The 14,531-nt window shown below is 66.7% G+C and carries 16 protein-coding genes, 1 pseudogene and 1 other annotated feature; of the genes and pseudogenes, 3 read left to right on the top strand and 14 right to left on the bottom strand.

Features of this window, described 5'->3' with window-relative positions:
- Positions 1-22: 22 nt before the first annotated feature.
- Together G6N31_RS10275 and G6N31_RS10270 are read right to left on the bottom strand one after the other, a co-directional pair.
- Positions 23-1,591, bottom strand: coding sequence for an alpha/beta fold hydrolase (locus G6N31_RS10275; protein WP_098002032.1), 1,569 nt, complete (start codon positions 1,589-1,591; stop codon positions 23-25).
- A 23-nt stretch (positions 1,592-1,614) separates the two neighbouring features.
- A complete protein-coding gene (locus G6N31_RS10270; RefSeq protein WP_098001853.1) occupies positions 1,615-2,397 on the bottom strand; it encodes a pyrimidine reductase family protein in 783 nt (260 codons plus the stop codon).
- Between the two features lie 35 nt (positions 2,398-2,432).
- On the opposite strand from G6N31_RS10270, the gene zapE reads away from it, so the two are divergent.
- Positions 2,433-3,470 carry a cell division protein ZapE gene (zapE, locus tag G6N31_RS10265; RefSeq protein ID WP_098001852.1) on the top strand — a complete coding sequence of 346 codons (1,038 nt, stop codon included), beginning with the start codon at positions 2,433-2,435 and terminating at the stop codon, positions 3,468-3,470.
- Here zapE and G6N31_RS10260 read toward each other — a convergent pair.
- The 4 genes from G6N31_RS10260 to G6N31_RS10245 form a co-directional block, all read right to left on the bottom strand.
- Entirely contained in the window at positions 3,446-3,976 is a 531-nt protein-coding gene (locus G6N31_RS10260; RefSeq protein ID WP_234815169.1) for a GNAT family N-acetyltransferase, read from the bottom strand. The two genes, zapE and G6N31_RS10260, sit on opposite strands and share 25 nt — an antisense overlap.
- 4 nt (positions 3,977-3,980) lie before the next feature.
- Positions 3,981-4,475, bottom strand: coding sequence for a hypothetical protein (locus G6N31_RS10255; RefSeq protein WP_098001850.1), 495 nt, complete (start codon positions 4,473-4,475; stop codon positions 3,981-3,983).
- An 82-nt stretch (positions 4,476-4,557) separates the two neighbouring features.
- A complete protein-coding gene (locus G6N31_RS10250) occupies positions 4,558-5,280 on the bottom strand; it encodes a Clp protease N-terminal domain-containing protein (RefSeq protein WP_098001849.1) in 723 nt (240 codons plus the stop codon).
- Positions 5,281-5,312: 32 nt separating this feature from the next.
- A complete protein-coding gene (locus tag G6N31_RS10245) occupies positions 5,313-5,801 on the bottom strand; it encodes an SRPBCC family protein (protein WP_098001848.1) in 489 nt (162 codons plus the stop codon).
- Positions 5,802-5,918: 117 nt separating this feature from the next.
- On the opposite strand from G6N31_RS10245, the gene G6N31_RS10240 reads away from it, so the two are divergent.
- Complete coding sequence (locus tag G6N31_RS10240) at positions 5,919-6,236, top strand: helix-turn-helix transcriptional regulator (RefSeq protein ID WP_179964286.1); 318 nt, start codon at positions 5,919-5,921, stop codon at positions 6,234-6,236.
- A gap of 2 nt (positions 6,237-6,238) precedes the next feature.
- Here the strand turns inward: G6N31_RS10240 and G6N31_RS10235 are convergent, their stop codons facing one another.
- From G6N31_RS10235 to G6N31_RS10220, 4 genes are all read right to left on the bottom strand, one after another.
- Positions 6,239-6,661, bottom strand: a complete 423-nt coding sequence (locus G6N31_RS10235; RefSeq protein WP_098001846.1) for a hypothetical protein — start codon at positions 6,659-6,661, stop codon at positions 6,239-6,241.
- Between the two features lie 279 nt (positions 6,662-6,940).
- A complete protein-coding gene (locus tag G6N31_RS10230) occupies positions 6,941-7,132 on the bottom strand; it encodes a three-helix bundle dimerization domain-containing protein (protein ID WP_234815168.1) in 192 nt (63 codons plus the stop codon).
- Between the two features lie 76 nt (positions 7,133-7,208).
- Complete coding sequence (locus G6N31_RS10225) at positions 7,209-7,502, bottom strand: hypothetical protein (RefSeq protein ID WP_098001845.1); 294 nt, start codon at positions 7,500-7,502, stop codon at positions 7,209-7,211.
- A 29-nt stretch (positions 7,503-7,531) separates the two neighbouring features.
- Positions 7,532-8,758, bottom strand: coding sequence for an ISL3 family transposase (locus G6N31_RS10220; RefSeq protein ID WP_244962262.1), 1,227 nt, complete (start codon positions 8,756-8,758; stop codon positions 7,532-7,534).
- 44 nt (positions 8,759-8,802) lie between these two features.
- Between G6N31_RS10220 and G6N31_RS10215 the strand changes: the two are divergent.
- Positions 8,803-10,069 (top strand): annotated as a pseudogene (locus G6N31_RS10215) (IS3 family transposase).
- Positions 9,102-9,233: a sequence feature (AL1L pseudoknot), on the top strand. (Overlaps the previous pseudogene by 132 nt.)
- Before the next feature lie 319 nt (positions 10,070-10,388).
- Here the strand turns inward: G6N31_RS10215 and G6N31_RS10210 are convergent.
- From G6N31_RS10210 to G6N31_RS10195, 4 genes are all read right to left on the bottom strand, one after another.
- Entirely contained in the window at positions 10,389-11,075 is a 687-nt protein-coding gene (locus G6N31_RS10210; RefSeq protein ID WP_234815257.1) for a TetR/AcrR family transcriptional regulator, read from the bottom strand.
- A gap of 10 nt (positions 11,076-11,085) precedes the next feature.
- Positions 11,086-12,315 carry a CaiB/BaiF CoA transferase family protein gene (locus G6N31_RS10205; RefSeq protein WP_098002985.1) on the bottom strand — a complete coding sequence of 410 codons (1,230 nt, stop codon included), beginning with the start codon at positions 12,313-12,315 and terminating at the stop codon, positions 11,086-11,088.
- Positions 12,315-13,508 (bottom strand): cytochrome P450, encoded by a 1,194-nt coding sequence (locus G6N31_RS10200; protein ID WP_234815258.1) that lies wholly within the window; start codon positions 13,506-13,508, stop codon positions 12,315-12,317. The genes G6N31_RS10205 and G6N31_RS10200 overlap by 1 nt, the downstream gene beginning before the upstream one ends.
- Before the next feature lie 163 nt (positions 13,509-13,671).
- Positions 13,672-14,457 (bottom strand): FadR/GntR family transcriptional regulator, encoded by a 786-nt coding sequence (locus G6N31_RS10195; RefSeq protein ID WP_098002987.1) that lies wholly within the window; start codon positions 14,455-14,457, stop codon positions 13,672-13,674.
- Between the last annotated feature and the right edge of the window lie 74 nt (positions 14,458-14,531).

Raw genomic sequence — 14,531 nt, 5'->3', positions numbered from 1 at the left:
ACCGAGGCCGTGCCCCGACCGGTCACGCCGGGCAGTACGTGTCGGTCTCGGGGAGTTCTCCGCTGTCCAGGTAGGTCGTCACCGGCGGCACTGCGCACTCCGAGTACAGCACGGCCCCGTGGCCGATGCCCTGCCAGATCACCCGGCGGTTCGGCGAGCCCGCGTTGATCGCGGTGGCCGCGACCGCGGCCACCCCCTCGTTGCCGACGACCGGGTCGTTCTGCACCCCGAGCAGCAGCGTCGGAATCTCCAGCCCGGCGGGCTCCTTCGGGGTCGCGCCGCTGGGCCAGTGCAGGCACTTGACCATGTCCAGGGCTCCCACCGTGCCGAACTGCGGGTACTGCTTGCCCCACGCCACCACCAGTTCGCGAACCCGGTTGGGCGTCGGCCGGTTCAGCGCGTCGCTGCAGCCGTTGACGAACTGCCCGTCGCTGTGGCGCAGTGTCTCGGCCTGGTTGATCAGATTGTTCAGCCGGTTCGTGTTGCCCGACTGCGCGTCGGCGATGGCGAGCGCCAGTTCATTGGCCGCGTCGACCCGGCCGCCCCGTGGAAAGGCCAGCGCCACCGAGATGGCGTCGGCGACCGCGGCCGCGGACGCGCCGCCGGGTCCGTTGCCGGCGCGGGCGGCGGTGAGCAGTGCGTCGACGGCGGCCTTCGGGTCGGAGCCCAGCACGCAGTTGCTCGCCGCGCACTGATCGGCCCAGGCATCCAGCGCTGCCTGCTGGCCCCTGACGCGCTGCTCGGTGGCGGCCTCGTCGGCGATGCCCAGCGGCAGCGGCGAGTCCAATACCAGCCGGGCCACCTTGTTCGGGTGCGACCCGGCGTAAGCCAGCGCGACCTGCGCACCGTTGCCGATGCCGAGCAGCGCCAGCGCCGGGACGTCCCAGGTGGTGCGCAGGCGTTCGATGTCCTCTGCGGCGTGGGCGTTGTCGTAGGCCGAATCGCCGGGGGCGATGGTGTCGGTGCAGTTGGTGGTCGCGGTCATGGTGATCGTGCTCAGCGCGGCCACCGGGTCGTCCCCGCTCTGGAACTGCGCCTGCTCGAACATCTCCTGGCGGTCGAACATGTCGCGGCAGTCCAGCGCGCCGGACAACCCCATTCCGCGCCGGTCCACCGACACCACCGGGCGGCTGGCAAGCACATCGGCACCGGTACGCGCCAACCACCCGGGCAGCCGGACCGACGTCGGCACATCCGACCCGGTGGTCATCACGAGGGGGCCGGCGTCGGCGGGGGTCTGCGCGGATATCGCGCGCACCACCCCGATGGTGACCGACCCGGTCGCGCCGCTGATCGGGTCCAGGTCGGCGTCGTAGCTGGCGCAGTCGAGCCGGACCCCGGGGAGCGGCTCGACGCCCGCTGAGTTGAACACCCGCGAGGTGCAGTCCCGCCACGACAGGTCGTTCTTGGGTGCTTCCAGAGCCGGCGGGCCCGCGGGCTGGTCGCTGGTCTGCGTGGCACCCTGCGGCCGGGCACCCGAGTCGGTGGCGTAGCGGGGGTTGGCGGCCAGGCCGGGCGAACACCCGGCCACGACCAGCGACACCGCGACGGCCACCGCGGCGCCGCGACGGGCGCGGAGCAGTCGACGCATGCCGACCACAGTACTGACCGGCGTCACCGGGGATCGTCAGCGCGCAGGTAGCGCAGATACAGGAAGCCGTCGGCGTCGGTCAGCGGAGCAGCGGGGCGCATCCGGGTCGCCACCGCGCCGCCACCGGTCACGATCCGCGCCGAGGGACCGCCGACCAGCAGCGGTGCCACCGTGACACAGAGCTCGTCGAGCAGACTCTCGGCGATCAACGCTCCGAGGATGGCGGGCCCACCCTCGGCGAGCACCCGGTACAGGCCGCGCTGGGCGAGCAGATCCAGCACGGCCGGCAGGTCCACAGAGCCGGGCCGCGCACGGGAGACGTCGAATACCTCGGCGACGTCGCCGAGCCTGGCGCGGGTGTCGGCGACCGAGTCGGTGCAGGTCAAGATCAGCGGCGCCACCTCGGTGCGCTCGAACAGCCGGCACTCGCGGTCGAGCCGGCCGGTGCGGGTCAGCACAGCGATCGGCGGAACCTCGGCTTGCCCCGCGCGCTGACGGGCCGCCCGACGGGCGGCGTCGAACTGCACGCCGGAGTAGTTCTCGGTCCGCACGGTGCCCGCACCGACCAGGATGACGTCGGCCAGCTGGCGCAGCGTGCCGAACAGCGCGCGGTCGCCGGCGGCGCCGAGCCCGCCGGAACGGCCGTCGCGGGTGGCGCCGCCGTCGGCCGAGGTGATCATGTTGGCCCGCACCCAGCACGACTGCAGACCGTCGGGGTAGCGGTAGTACGCCGCCAGCCCGCGTTGGTCCACCGTGGTCTCGGCGCCCAACAGTGTGAACTGCGTCCCGTCCGCGTCACCGGCCATACGCAGAATCACAGCACGCCGTTAGGGTGCGGAGCATGCACGGGTCCAGTGAGGTCGGTCATCTGGTCGATCGACATCCCAGCGTCACCCCGGAACGGCTGATCGCGCAGTTGATTCCGCCGCCGACGTTCGCTGAGGTCAGCTTCGACACCTACCGGCCCGACCCGGCCGAGCCTTCTCAGGCCGAGGCCGTGCGGGCCTGTCGGGAGTTCTGCGACCAGGCGCAAGCCCGACGGGCCGGCAAGAAGAGATTGTTCGGCAAGCGGGACGTGCTGCCCGGCGTCGGGGTCTACCTCGACGGGGGTTTCGGGGTCGGTAAGACTCACCTGCTGGCGTCGTCGTACTACGCGGTGTCCGGTCAAAAGGCGTTCGCGACGTTCGGTGAGCTGACCCAGCTCGCGGGCGTGTTCGGGTTCACCGAGTGCATCGATCTGCTGGCCGACTACGTGCTGGTGTGCATCGACGAGTTCGAGCTCGACGACCCGGGCAACACCACGCTGATCTCGCGGTTGTTGTCGGCGATCGTGGAGCGGGGCGTGTCGGTGGCGGCCACCTCCAACACGCTGCCGGAGCAGCTGGGTGAGGGCCGCTTCGCCGCGCAGGACTTCCTGCGGGAGATCCACACGCTGGCATCGATTTTCACCACGGTGCGCATCGAGGGTCCCGACTACCGGCACCGCGGGTTGCCGCCGGCGCCCGAGCCGCTCAGTGACGGCGAGGTGGCCGACCGTGCCGCCGCGGTGCCCGACGCGACGCTCGACGACTTCGACGCGTTGTGCACCCACCTGGCGACGATGCATCCGTCGCGGTACCTGACCCTGATCGAGGGAGTTTCGCAGGTGTACATCACCGGCGTGCACCCGATCGACGATCAGAACGTGGCCCTGCGGCTGGTGTCGCTGACCGACCGGCTCTACGACGCCGGGATCCCGGTGGTCGCGTCGGGCGCCAAACTCGACACCATCTTCAGCGAGGAGATGCTCAACGGCGGCTTCCGGAAGAAGTACCTGCGGGCGACGTCGCGGTTGCTCGCGCTCACCGCGGCGGGTCAGACCGGGCGCGCCATCACGTAGTCGTGTTCGATATGGGTGCCCAGCCGAAAGGTCTTGGTCCCCACCTGGGTGAAGCCGTGCTTGCGGTAGAAGCGTTGCGCGCGCGCGTTCTTCTGGTTGACCCCCAGCCATACGCAGGCCGCGCCGGACTCCGCGGCGTGCCTCAGCACCGCGGACATCAGCGCTGCGGAGGCGCCGGTGCCGTGAGCCTGGGGTGCGACGTAGATCTTGGACAGTTCGACCGCGGGACGCTGCGAAACGACGGCCGCGACGTCGGGGTCGTCCGCGGCGGCGCAGATCGTCATCGCGTAGCCGACGATCCGGTCGCCGTCGGTCGCGGTCAGCACGATGCGATCCGGGTCGCGCAGGTAGTCCGAAAACCGCGCGGCGGTCAGGTTCTCGGCCACGAACGCGGCGATGTCGGCGGGCCCGGCCGACGGCGGACAGGCCAGCGGGAAGGTGCGGGCGGCCAGCTCGGCGAGCTCGGCCACCCGCGCCGGGTCGGCCGGGCCGATCAGCACGACCAACGGCTCAGACGACGTTCCACTGCGCCAGGCGGAACCCGGTGATGCGGTCCAGTAGAACGACATTGGACACCAGGTCGCGGTAGCAGTCCCACCACACGCCGCCGGTGAACGTGCGGCCCACCTGTGCGGACTGCATGCCGAACTGCAGCGCGTCGGGTGCGTCGCTGTTGCGGGGCTCGTACGCGTCGCCGGTCGGGGTGACGCCGCGGAACGCGAACGTGATGCCCATCGCGTAGGGGGTGGGCAGTTGCACGGGTGTGATCGTCACGTCGGCGCGGTAGACCTGGTAGCGCGGCGCGCGCGGGGGATAACCGAAGCCGGGCGGCACCGGCGATGGCGCGATGTGGTTGACCGTGACGTCGGCGATCAGGCCCTTGTACTCGACGCGCAGCGGTTCGCCGAGGCGCCCGATCGGGATTCCCGCCGCGGTCGCCGGCGCTGCCGCCAGGCCGCTGAATGCCATGATCGCGGCGACGAGCATTACGAGCCAACGGCGCATGCGGGGATCCCTCCTAGACGTGGTGCACATGATCGCACACGGTCGCGTCGCCGCAGCAACGGTTCAGCGGACCTCCGGTCGGTCAGTTCTGGGTGAATGCGTCCAGCGCTGCGCGCAGCTCGCGTTCGAAGCGGACGACATCGATGCCCATGTGATGCAACAGGCCGGTGCCGTCTTCTTCCTCGTAGAGCGCGAGCAGCAGATGCTCGGTGCCGATGTAGTTGTGGCCCAGGCGAAGTGCCTGCCGGAACGTCAACTCGAGAGCCTTCTTGGCCCGGCTGTCGAAGGGAATGAGCGCCGGCACGTCGGCTGCGCGTTCGGGCAGCTCGATGGTCCGCGCGACCGCGGCGATGTCCACGCCCTGGTCGGCGACCAGTCGCGCTGCCAGGCCGGTCGGGTCGGCGAACAGGCCGAGAACCAGGTGGGCGGGGGTGATCTCGGCGTTGCCCGCCGCGTGGGCCCGATTCTGTGCTTCGACGATGACGCTGCGAGCGCGGTCGGTGAAGCGGCTGAAACCGGCGGCGGGGTCCATGTCGGCAGGGTCGGTGGGCGTCCTGGGTACGAAGCGCTTCTGGGCTGCCTGTTTGGTGACCCCCATGCACTTGCCGATGTCCGTCCACGATGCCCCGGAGCGCCGGGCCTGATCGACGAAGTGACCGATCAGATGGTCGGCCACCTCGTCGAGTGCCTCAGCCGCCAGCACGGCGTCGGTCAGTTGGTCGAGCGGTTCGTCGTGCACCTTTTTGATGACCTCGATGAGGTCGTCGAGTCGGACGGGATGCGTGATCTTGGTGGTGTCGGACATACCGTCAACCGTAGGTTGACGTAGCGGTCTCGTCAACCTTTGGTTGACGCCCGAGGGTAGCCGCGTCGGACGGTGCGGTCCAGGATGCCCAGAGTGGCCCGTAGCGCCCCCTCGGAGACGACGGGAAAGATGCCGGCGTCGCGCCACTGCTGGTCGATGTCGGACCAGTCGTAGAAGGACGTGACCGTCGTGGTGTCGCCCTCCGGCTGCAACCGGTAGCCGTAGACGTGTCCGATCTGCGGGCGGACCTGGCCGAGAATCGTCCAGGCCAGCAAGCGGTCTCGTTCGAACTGCGTGATCTCTACGGTGACGTCATAGCGGCCGAGCGGAAAGTCGTTGAGGGCCTCCCGGTCCATGTGGACGACGAACGAGTCGCCGACCGCCCGGACGGGCTCGCCGTCGGCGTCCTGCAGCATGCCGGTGGCGTCGATGGCGACGTGGCCCTGCGGGTCGGTGAGGACGGCGAATATTTCGGTTGCCGGTGCGGGGATCGTCCGGCTGACTTCGATGCGGTCGGTCATGCACCGATCGTGGCATGGCAGTGGAATAAGTCACTACGGTGTTTCATTTCTCGCCAAGCCCGGGAACTCGTTGCAGCGATGAAGGGTGATTCTCGGCCGGCAGCACAGCATCCGCGGATGCTGCGGCAGGCGCTGGAGTTCATCCACGACAATGCTCACTACGAGATCACCGTTCACGACATCGCCGCCGCGGCCGACGTGACACCGCGGGCCATCCAGTACGCATTTCGTGAGCACATGAAGACGACTCCGTTGGAGTACCTGCGGAGGGTCCGTCTGGAACGCGCGCATCGCGAGCTGAAGTCGGCCGACCCGGCACACGACACGGTGACCTCGATCGCCGGACGGTGCGGCTTCAGCCATCCGGGACGCTTCAGCAGCGCCTACAAAGAAGCGTTCGGCACCGAGCCCAGTCGGACGCTGCGAAGCTCCTAGCTTCAGAGCGGGGTGAAGCCCTCCCGGTTGAAGATCCCGGCCTGCCAGCCCCGGGCCCCCATGCACACCAGCGGACGCCCGTCGGGCGCTTGGGCGGCGGACTGCGGATCAGGGCAGGGGCTGCCGATCTCCTGCACGCCCTGCAATCCATAACTGATCTGCCAGAAGCCCGTGTAGACCGGCGGCCACTGATTGGGAATCCAGCGGCACTGCAGGGCTTCGCCGCCCGGGCCGCGCCCGAAGGTGAAGCGCTCCATGTTCGTGCAGGGTGCGGTCAGGTGGGCGTCGTAGACCATCCCGGGCACATCGGTGGCGTACCGGCCGGGATCGTCGGGATACATCGGTCCGGGCTCGGCGGCGGCGATCGGTGCGCCGACGACGGCGGCTGCGCTGACGACACTCGCTACGAACAACTGGCGAATCATGTTCCACCTCATCCTCGGCCCGGTGTATTGGTCAGAACCCTATCGGCTACCGGATCGGGGGAAGGCGCGTTCGGACCCCGCAAACGATCTCGACCCGCCACCCAGGGGGGGATTGGTGGCGGGCCGAGCGTATCGGGGTTGTCCATCACATCGCTGTGTGATGTCGAAGTTATGGCCCGAACCTGAGAAAGACCTGATAGCCGCTTAGGTCTTCACTGGAAAACCGGTAACGAATCGGGGTGCATCGGCCCCGGACGCACCGGCCGGACTGCGGACGTCTCAGGTGCCGAGCCTGAGCAGCTCGGCTTTGGCGTTGCGTTCGACGAACAGCGGGATGAAGTCCCGGATGGGTCGATCCGCGAAGCGGGCGTGCTGTTCCTGGACCACGCGGACGACTTCGGTCGGTTCCACCTGGGTGTGCGTGTCGGCCAGGCGCCGGGCCAGGTCGTCGATGACTTGTTGCTCAGTCACGCTGATCACGCGATGATCATCGCGCCGCGTCTTGACGGGCGTCAAGGGTGATCGGCGAGGATCACATCCGGTGTCGTCACGTCGTCTTGAGGACCCAGGCCGGAGCCCAGTGAGTGACGGTGTGCGCACGGCTGCCGTACTTGACCGGATACGTCACCAGGCCCCACCAGCCGCCGTGCTCGGCCCGGCCCCAGCCGGTCAGCACACCTTCCACCACGGCGTCGAGCTGCAGGCCGTTCGGATGGTAGTGGCCGGCGCAGTGCGGCTGGCGGGAGAACAGGGCCACCAGATCGATCAACACCACGGCGGGCGGGTCCACGCGGCGGAAAACCGGCGGCAGCGGCTGGCCGCCGTACCCGATCTCCTGCATGCCCACGATTCGATCATATGTGCGACTCCTCAGGTTTTTGTGGGGAGTTTGGGGTTCAGTCCACCGAGGCAGAGGTAGATCATCGAGGTCAGTGCTTCGGCGGAGTGGTGGCCATAGCCTCGGGCGTTGATGAGGCGGATCTTGGCGTTGATGCCTTCGATGAGAGCGTTGCTGATGCCGAGTTCGATGGTTGCGATGATGCCGTCGAAGTGCAGTTCGAGGCGGCGTGCCAGTTGAACGAGGGGGCGGATGCCGCTGGCGGCGGCACGCTGGATCCAGCGTCGGAGATACCGTGGTGCTCGTGTCGGGTCTGCGATTCGAAACAGTTGTCGTAGTTGCTCTTTCATTCTCCAAGCCGTGCCAATGGCATGGTTTTGCGCGGTGATCGTTCTGACGAGATGGCCGCGGGTTGGGTTGAGCCGTTCGGCGCCGGTACGTAACGCGGTACGGGCTTTGCGCCATTGCCCTGAGGACAGGTTGAAGTCGGCGCGGTTGGTGGCCATGGCCGCAGCGAACACTTCGTCGAGGGCACGGTTGGTCCATTGCATTACGTGGAATGGGTCGTAACAGATCGTCGCGCCGGGCAGTTTGTCTTCGGTCGCGGAACGAAACGCGGTGGAACCGTCCATGGAGACCGCTTCGATGTCAGCACGTTGCTCGGCGGTGAGCTTGTCGTAGAACGTGGTCAGTGAATCGACCCCGCGGCCGGGGTGGATGTCGATGACGGTGCCGGTGGCGTGATCACCGATGATGGTCAAGTACTTGTGCGGATGGCGATAACAGATCTCATCGACGCCGATGCGATAGATCTCACCGAGACGACGCTCGTCGAGTAGTTCCTCGACGGTGCGGTTGATGATGGCGGTGACCGTCTCCCAGGCGCAGCGCAGCAATGTGGCCACCGAGGTGCGATCGGTTCTCCTGGCAAGCCACAGCACCGTGTCCTCGAAGTCACGGGTATGGCGCGCCCCAGGTCGACTCCAGGGCACCTGCTCGGTGCGCACGCCGCAATTCGGGCAGTTCAGGCGACGGATGTCGTAGACCAGCCACAGCTTGCGGCTGGCCAGATCCAGATGCCGCCAGCGCCGGCGCCGCCGGTCGTAGCCGCCGCGGACACGCTGACCGCAAGGGCATTGCAGCAAGCGGCTCGAGGGGCGCAGCGTCACCTCGACTTCGCGTTCGGTGATGACGACATCAGTGACCGATGCCCCGGGAATCTGCAACAGACGGTTAAATGCAGTACTGATGAATCGCACTGGAAATACCGGAGGCTCCTGACCTTGGAAACGAGGATGCAGGTATGCCGAAGGAACAGTCAGCTGGCAAGCCCACGACGCGTCGCTATAGCCCGGAGGAGAAGGCTGCCGCGGTCCGGATGGTGCGCGCCTTGCGCGCCGAGCTGGGCACGACGCAGGGCACGGTGGCGCGGGTGGCCAACCAGCTCGGCTACGGGGTGGAGTCGGTGCGGTCCTGGGTGCGCCAGGCCGACATCGACGAGGGCGTGGCGCCCGGGGTGTCCACTGCGGAGTATCAACGGCTCAAGGAACTCGAGCAGGAGAACCGGGAACTTAAGCGCGCCAACGAGATCCTGAAACGAGCAGCGAGTTTCTTCGGGGCGGAGCTCGACCGCCAACACAAGAAATAGTCGCCTTCATCGACGCCAACCGGGCTGAGTTCGGGGTCGAGCCCATCTGCACCGTCCTGCGCAACGCAGGAGTGTCGATGGCCCCGAGCACCTACTACGACACCAAGACCCGGCCACCGTCGGCGCGGGCCGTCCGCGACGCTGAGCTGGCACCGGCGCTGCGCACGCTGTGGGAGGACAACTACCGCGTCTACGGGGTCCGCAAGCTGTGGAAAGCCGCACGTCGGGACGGCCACGACGTGGGCCGTGACCAGGTCGCGCGCCTGATGCGCAGCCTCGACATCCACGGGGTGCGGCGCGGCAAACCCGTCAAGACCACCAACGCCGACCCGGCCGCGCCACGGCATCCTGACCTGGTCAACCGCCGCTTCACCGCGGCGGCGCCCAACCAATTGTGGGTGACGGATCTGACGTATGTGCCGACCTGGGCCGGGGTGGCCTACGTCTGCTTCATCGTCGATGCGTTCTCCCGGACGATCGTGGGATGGCGGGTGGCGTCGAACATGCACACCACCATGGTCCTCGACGCACTCGAGATGGCCCGGTGGTCACGCGGAACCACGTTGCCCGGCTTGACCTGCCACAGCGATGCCGGCTCGCAGGGCAGTTCACCTCGGTGCGCTACGGCGAACGGCTCGCTGAGATCGGTGCGCTGCCCTCGATCGGATCGGTCGGGGATAGCTTCGACAACGCCCTGGCCGAGACGGTCAACGGCTACTACAAAGCCGAGCTGATCTACGGGCCGGCCCGCTCCGGGCCGTGGAAGACCGTCGAGGACGTCGAGCTGGCCACCCTGAGCTGGGTGTACTGGCACAACACCGCCCGCCTCCACAGCTACCTCGACGACGTCCCACCCACCGAGTTCGAGACCGCGTTCTACGATGCCCAACGGAGCGACCAACCCGTGGTCGCAATCCAATAGATCGAGCCTCCAGTAGAACCAGGGCGGTTCACTCTGTGAGGGCGTCGCCGCAGAGTGATGCTGATCCGGACGCACGTCATCCCTCGCGATTCTGCAGCGGCCGTTCCGTCAGGACCAGCTGCTTGGCGGGGAGCCGAATGGCGCGCATCCTCCACAGGAAACCGGCAATTGACGGGCGGTTCGAGGACCCGTGGATCGCCCACCCCAGAGGGTTTCGCGACGACGGTGATTTGGTCTGCTTTGGCTTCCCAGGTGAACGCAAACCGGACACGCAAGCCGGACACGCAAGCCGGGGCGGTCGGCAGCGATCAGCGGTGCATTACTCGGAACGGGTTCTGCGCAGTTGGTCTTTGAGGTTTTCGAGCGCATCGATAGCAACGCCCACCGCGTCGAGCACTTCCATCGACCTGGACACGTATTCGCCGCTTGAGCCGTGCGAGGCGGCGAGTCCAGGAATGACGAAGTGCCGAAACCGTCGCCGGGTCTCGTCGTCAGAGCGCTTGATCTCCTCAGCGGCCAGGTAGGTCTGCTCCACCAGGAAGTCGACCATCTCGGATATCCCGATGTCGGTCCGCACCTCGCCACTTCGTCGGCCCTCGTCGAGCACGGGTCCCATCGCGTCCATCGCGACCTGGTGCACGCGGGGGTCGTGCACTGATGCGGAGTGCTGGGCGATCAGGGCGGAGATTGACGGGTCAGACGGCAGTTCACGCGCGGTGTAGACCAACGCGGCTTCCAACTTGGCGAAGACGCCGGTCTTGCCCGCCATGATCGACTCCACGGATGCGACGTGCCTGCGGGCTCGCAACAGGGCCACCTGGACCAACATCTCCGAAACGCTGCCGAGTTGGCGGAACGCGGTCGCCCGCGAGACGCCGGCCATCTTGGCGACCACTTCCATCTGCACCGCATTGATCCCTCGGGCCGCGATCTCCGCGTCCGCCGCCCGGATCAGTCGGTCCTTGACGGTGCCGTCGTCCGCAGAAGCCATGTCGACGGCAGTCACAGCGCTGAGGTTACGTGATTGCACCGGCGATCTTGAGTTCTATGAGTCGGTCGTTGTCCACTCCGAGTTCTCGCAGCACGTCGTCGGTGTGCTCGGCGAACTGCGGAGCGCGCACCAATTCCGCGGGATCGTCGTCGAACTTGACCGGACTGGCTACCAGCTTCTGCGGATTTCCCTCGGCATCAACGATGTTGGCGATGCGGCCATTCGCCGTCAAACCTTCGTCGTGAGCCAGTTCCCAAGCGTCCTGGACGGGTGCCCACTGTCCGGTTCCGCGGCTCAGCGCCTCTTTGCACTCGGCAAAGGTCAGTTTGGCGATCGCGTCGTGGACGATGCCGTACGCGAGGTCGGCGTGCTCGGCCATCGCCTGCAGGGACGCGAATCGTGCATCTTCTGCGTACTCGTCGAGTCCCATCAACATGCAGAACTCGGGCCAGTATCGGGTCGGCTGGAGCATCGAGAGTTGAACGAATCGGCCGTCGGAGGTGCGGTACGCGCCGGTCAGCGGGTTGCCCGGGGCCTGCGTTTGCCGTTCCACCTTGGGCAGCGGACCGCCCATCAGCATTGCCATGTTGGCGCTGAACTGGGTGGTCCACGCGCCCACCGCCAGCAGTGACACGTCGAGCACCGAGGGTTCGCCCGTCACGTGCCGCCCGTAGAGGGCCGCCGCAACGCCGCCGGCGATGGTCATGCCGCCGATGTTGTCACCGTAGGCACCTGCGGGCATGAACGCCGAGTGGTCGGTGTTCGGCGGGTTGAGCCCGTCGGCGCTGCCGCCGCGGGCCCAGAAGGCCGTCGCGTCGTACGCGCCCGCGTCGCGGTCGGGACCGTTCATCCCGAATCCACTGCCTGCCACGTAGATGACGTCGGGGTTGACCTCGCGGATGTCGTCGACGTCGATCTTCAACTTGGTTCTGGCCGACGGCAGGTAGTTCGTCAGGAACACGTCGCAGCGCCGGATGAGTTCGTCGAACACAGGCCGCGACTCTTCATTGTCGAGTGCCAGCCCCACGCTGCGCTTTCCGCGATTGGGGGCTTCCATGATCGGCGCGAACGAGGACCCCGGCTTGCTGGCCGCCGCGCCCAGAACCTTGACCAACCCGCGCTGGGCGTCGCCGGTCACAGGATGCTCGATCTTGATGACCTCGGCTCCCCAGTCGGCGAGCACGGCCCCGGCAGATGGGACGAACGTGAACTGGGCGACCTCGAGCACCCGCACTCCAGTCAGCGGTTTGCGCATCAGATGTCCCACACCAGCGGCAGGTTCTCCAGCCCCAGCTGGCCCCCGCTCTCGAGCATCTGTGCATCGGGAGCCAGCCGGTAGTTGGGGATCCGGGCGTGCCATTCCTCCATCGCGATTCTCAGCTCCTGACGGGCCAGGTGAGAACCGAGGCATCGGTGCGGTCCGGCGCCGAATCCAATGTGGTTGTTCGGTTTACGGGCGATGTCGACGGTCGTCGCATCCGGGAAGGCGGCGTCGTCACGGGTCGCGGCGGCCAGCGGAATGTTCACCATGTCACCTGCCTTCATCGGGCAGCCCTGAATCTCGATGTCCTCCATCACCTTCCGCGCCGGAATTACGATGGCGTAGGCGCGAACGAACTCCTCGACCGCGGTGGGGATGGCCGCCGGTTCGGCGACGATCCGTTCCCTGTCGGCGTCATTGCGTGCCAGATGCAAGAATATCCAGCCGAGAGTGACCGAGACTGTATCCAGGCCGGCCATGAACATCAGCAAGCAGAACGACAGCATGTCCTGGTCGGTGACGGGATTTCCGTCGATCTCGTAGGTCAGAGCCTTGCTGACGATGTCATCGCGCGGTTCTTCCCGACGCTCGGCGATGACCGTGGAGAACCTGCCCATCACCGCGAACATCGCGGCCATCTGCTTCTGCAGCTTCTCCTCATCGCTGCCGCCGGCGTGCAGGATGTCGTGCTCCCAGGCAAGGAACTCGTCGAGCTCTTCGACCGGCAGGCCCATCATCTCGAGGAATATCGTGGTCGGGAAGCGCAACGCGAAGTCGGCCATGAAGTCGCAGGAGCCCTGCCCCGTTCCCGTCGCTGCGCTTGCGTGGGCGCGCGCGATGATTCCGTCGATGATGTCGATGGCCCGTTGCCGCACCGTCGACTCCATGCGCTCGACCGCGCCGGGAGAGAACAGCGGCCCCAGCTGGCGGCGCCATTGTTTGTGTTCGTCACCGTCCAGCATCTCGGGGATCCACTTGATCGCCGGTTCCGGATCCAGCGCGGTCACCACACTGTTGGAGAACACCTGCGGGTTCTGCATGATTTCCAGGATTCCCTGGTAGTTACATACCGTCCAGAAGCCGGGGCCGAATTCATTGCGGTACCAAGGAAATTGAGCGCGCAGCGCGTCGTATCGGGCGAACCAGGTGCCTTCGGGTTCGGTAGTCGTGTAATCAAAGGTCACCACCGGCACTGCTGGCGCCTGCTCACTCTTTATCACGTGTGCTCACTTCCTGAGATACTCCCCAGCAGACGACTCATGTCTGCGACTCTCCCACGGTGAGGGTATCAGTGTTCTGAGGCTGAAGCGAGACCCCGATCACATTCCAAGAGGCGATCTCCGTTAAGGCTCAATAGAGAATGTCGCGGACCTGCGTCTTCTCATAGCCTTTCAGCAGTGCTGCGCTGGCGTTCTCCATGTGTCGGCGCCAATGCGCCTCGGCCTCAGCGCCTTTGCGGGCACCAACGAGATCGACCAGGCGGTCATAGGATCGCACGAGCTTGGTGAACTGCGCCTTGGGGACCACGTTCTGGTCCTTGAGAATCGCAGCGGTGGTGTGCTTCTCCGAGATCTCGTGGAGCATGCCGGCGATCATGGCCAGCGTCGCGTTTCCCGACAGCTCCACCATGCGACGATGCAGATCCGCCGTGGCCTGCGCCAACTTGTCTTCGTCTTTGGCGCGCGGAATATCACTGACGAGGCGCCTCAGCTCGTCATGTGCCGCTTTGGTACCTTCGTCGGCCAGAAGCCGAACGGCGTACGGCTCGATGCCGATGCGTGCCGTCAATACGTCGCCGAGCGTCGTCCCTGAGATGGCCAACAGCAACGCCGCCGGTCGGGCCACGATCTCCGGCCCGGGGACACGGACCCTTGCCCCCGTTCGTGACCCGCGTCGGACCTCGACCAGTCGATCGGATTCGAGCACGCGTACCGCTTCGCGCAGGGACGGTCTGCTGACCTGGAAGTGCGCCATCAGGTCGGCCTCGTAGGGCAGGAAGTCGCCATCCTTGAGTTGTCCGTCGACAATCATGCGGCGCAGGGTCTGGGCAACGAGTTCTGCGGTCTTGGGTGACCGAACTGCACCAGAGATCGGCTCGGATGTGACCATCGGTGCCAGTGTTTCCCGTCGAGCCACCGCGACCTCCTGATTGTTGAGATGTCCTACTCAGTACACCATGTGACCGTTGTATCGGTGAGCAGACATCCACG

The sequence above is a fragment of the Mycolicibacterium duvalii genome, from assembly GCF_010726645.1.
Lineage (GTDB): Bacteria > Actinomycetota > Actinomycetes > Mycobacteriales > Mycobacteriaceae > Mycobacterium > Mycobacterium duvalii.
This window is presented reverse-complemented; position numbering and strand designations above follow the sequence as displayed.

Excerpts from the sequence above, each read along its gene's own strand:
- G6N31_RS10275 (WP_098002032.1), bottom strand. The coding sequence starts at position 1,591 with ATGCGTCGACTGCTCCGCGCCCGTCGCGGCGCCGCGGTGGCCGTCGCG.
- G6N31_RS10270 (WP_098001853.1), bottom strand. The coding sequence starts at position 2,397 with ATGGCCGGTGACGCGGACGGGACGCAGTTCACACTGTTGGGCGCCGAG.
- zapE (WP_098001852.1), top strand. The coding sequence starts at position 2,433 with ATGCACGGGTCCAGTGAGGTCGGTCATCTGGTCGATCGACATCCCAGC.
- G6N31_RS10255 (WP_098001850.1), bottom strand. The coding sequence starts at position 4,475 with ATGCGCCGTTGGCTCGTAATGCTCGTCGCCGCGATCATGGCATTCAGC.
- G6N31_RS10250 (WP_098001849.1), bottom strand. The coding sequence starts at position 5,280 with ATGTCCGACACCACCAAGATCACGCATCCCGTCCGACTCGACGACCTC.
- G6N31_RS10245 (WP_098001848.1), bottom strand. The coding sequence starts at position 5,801 with ATGACCGACCGCATCGAAGTCAGCCGGACGATCCCCGCACCGGCAACC.
- G6N31_RS10240 (WP_179964286.1), top strand. The coding sequence starts at position 5,919 with ATGCTGCGGCAGGCGCTGGAGTTCATCCACGACAATGCTCACTACGAG.
- G6N31_RS10235 (WP_098001846.1), bottom strand. The coding sequence starts at position 6,661 with ATGATTCGCCAGTTGTTCGTAGCGAGTGTCGTCAGCGCAGCCGCCGTC.
- G6N31_RS10225 (WP_098001845.1), bottom strand. The coding sequence starts at position 7,502 with ATGCAGGAGATCGGGTACGGCGGCCAGCCGCTGCCGCCGGTTTTCCGC.
- G6N31_RS10205 (WP_098002985.1), bottom strand. The coding sequence starts at position 12,315 with ATGCGCAAACCGCTGACTGGAGTGCGGGTGCTCGAGGTCGCCCAGTTC.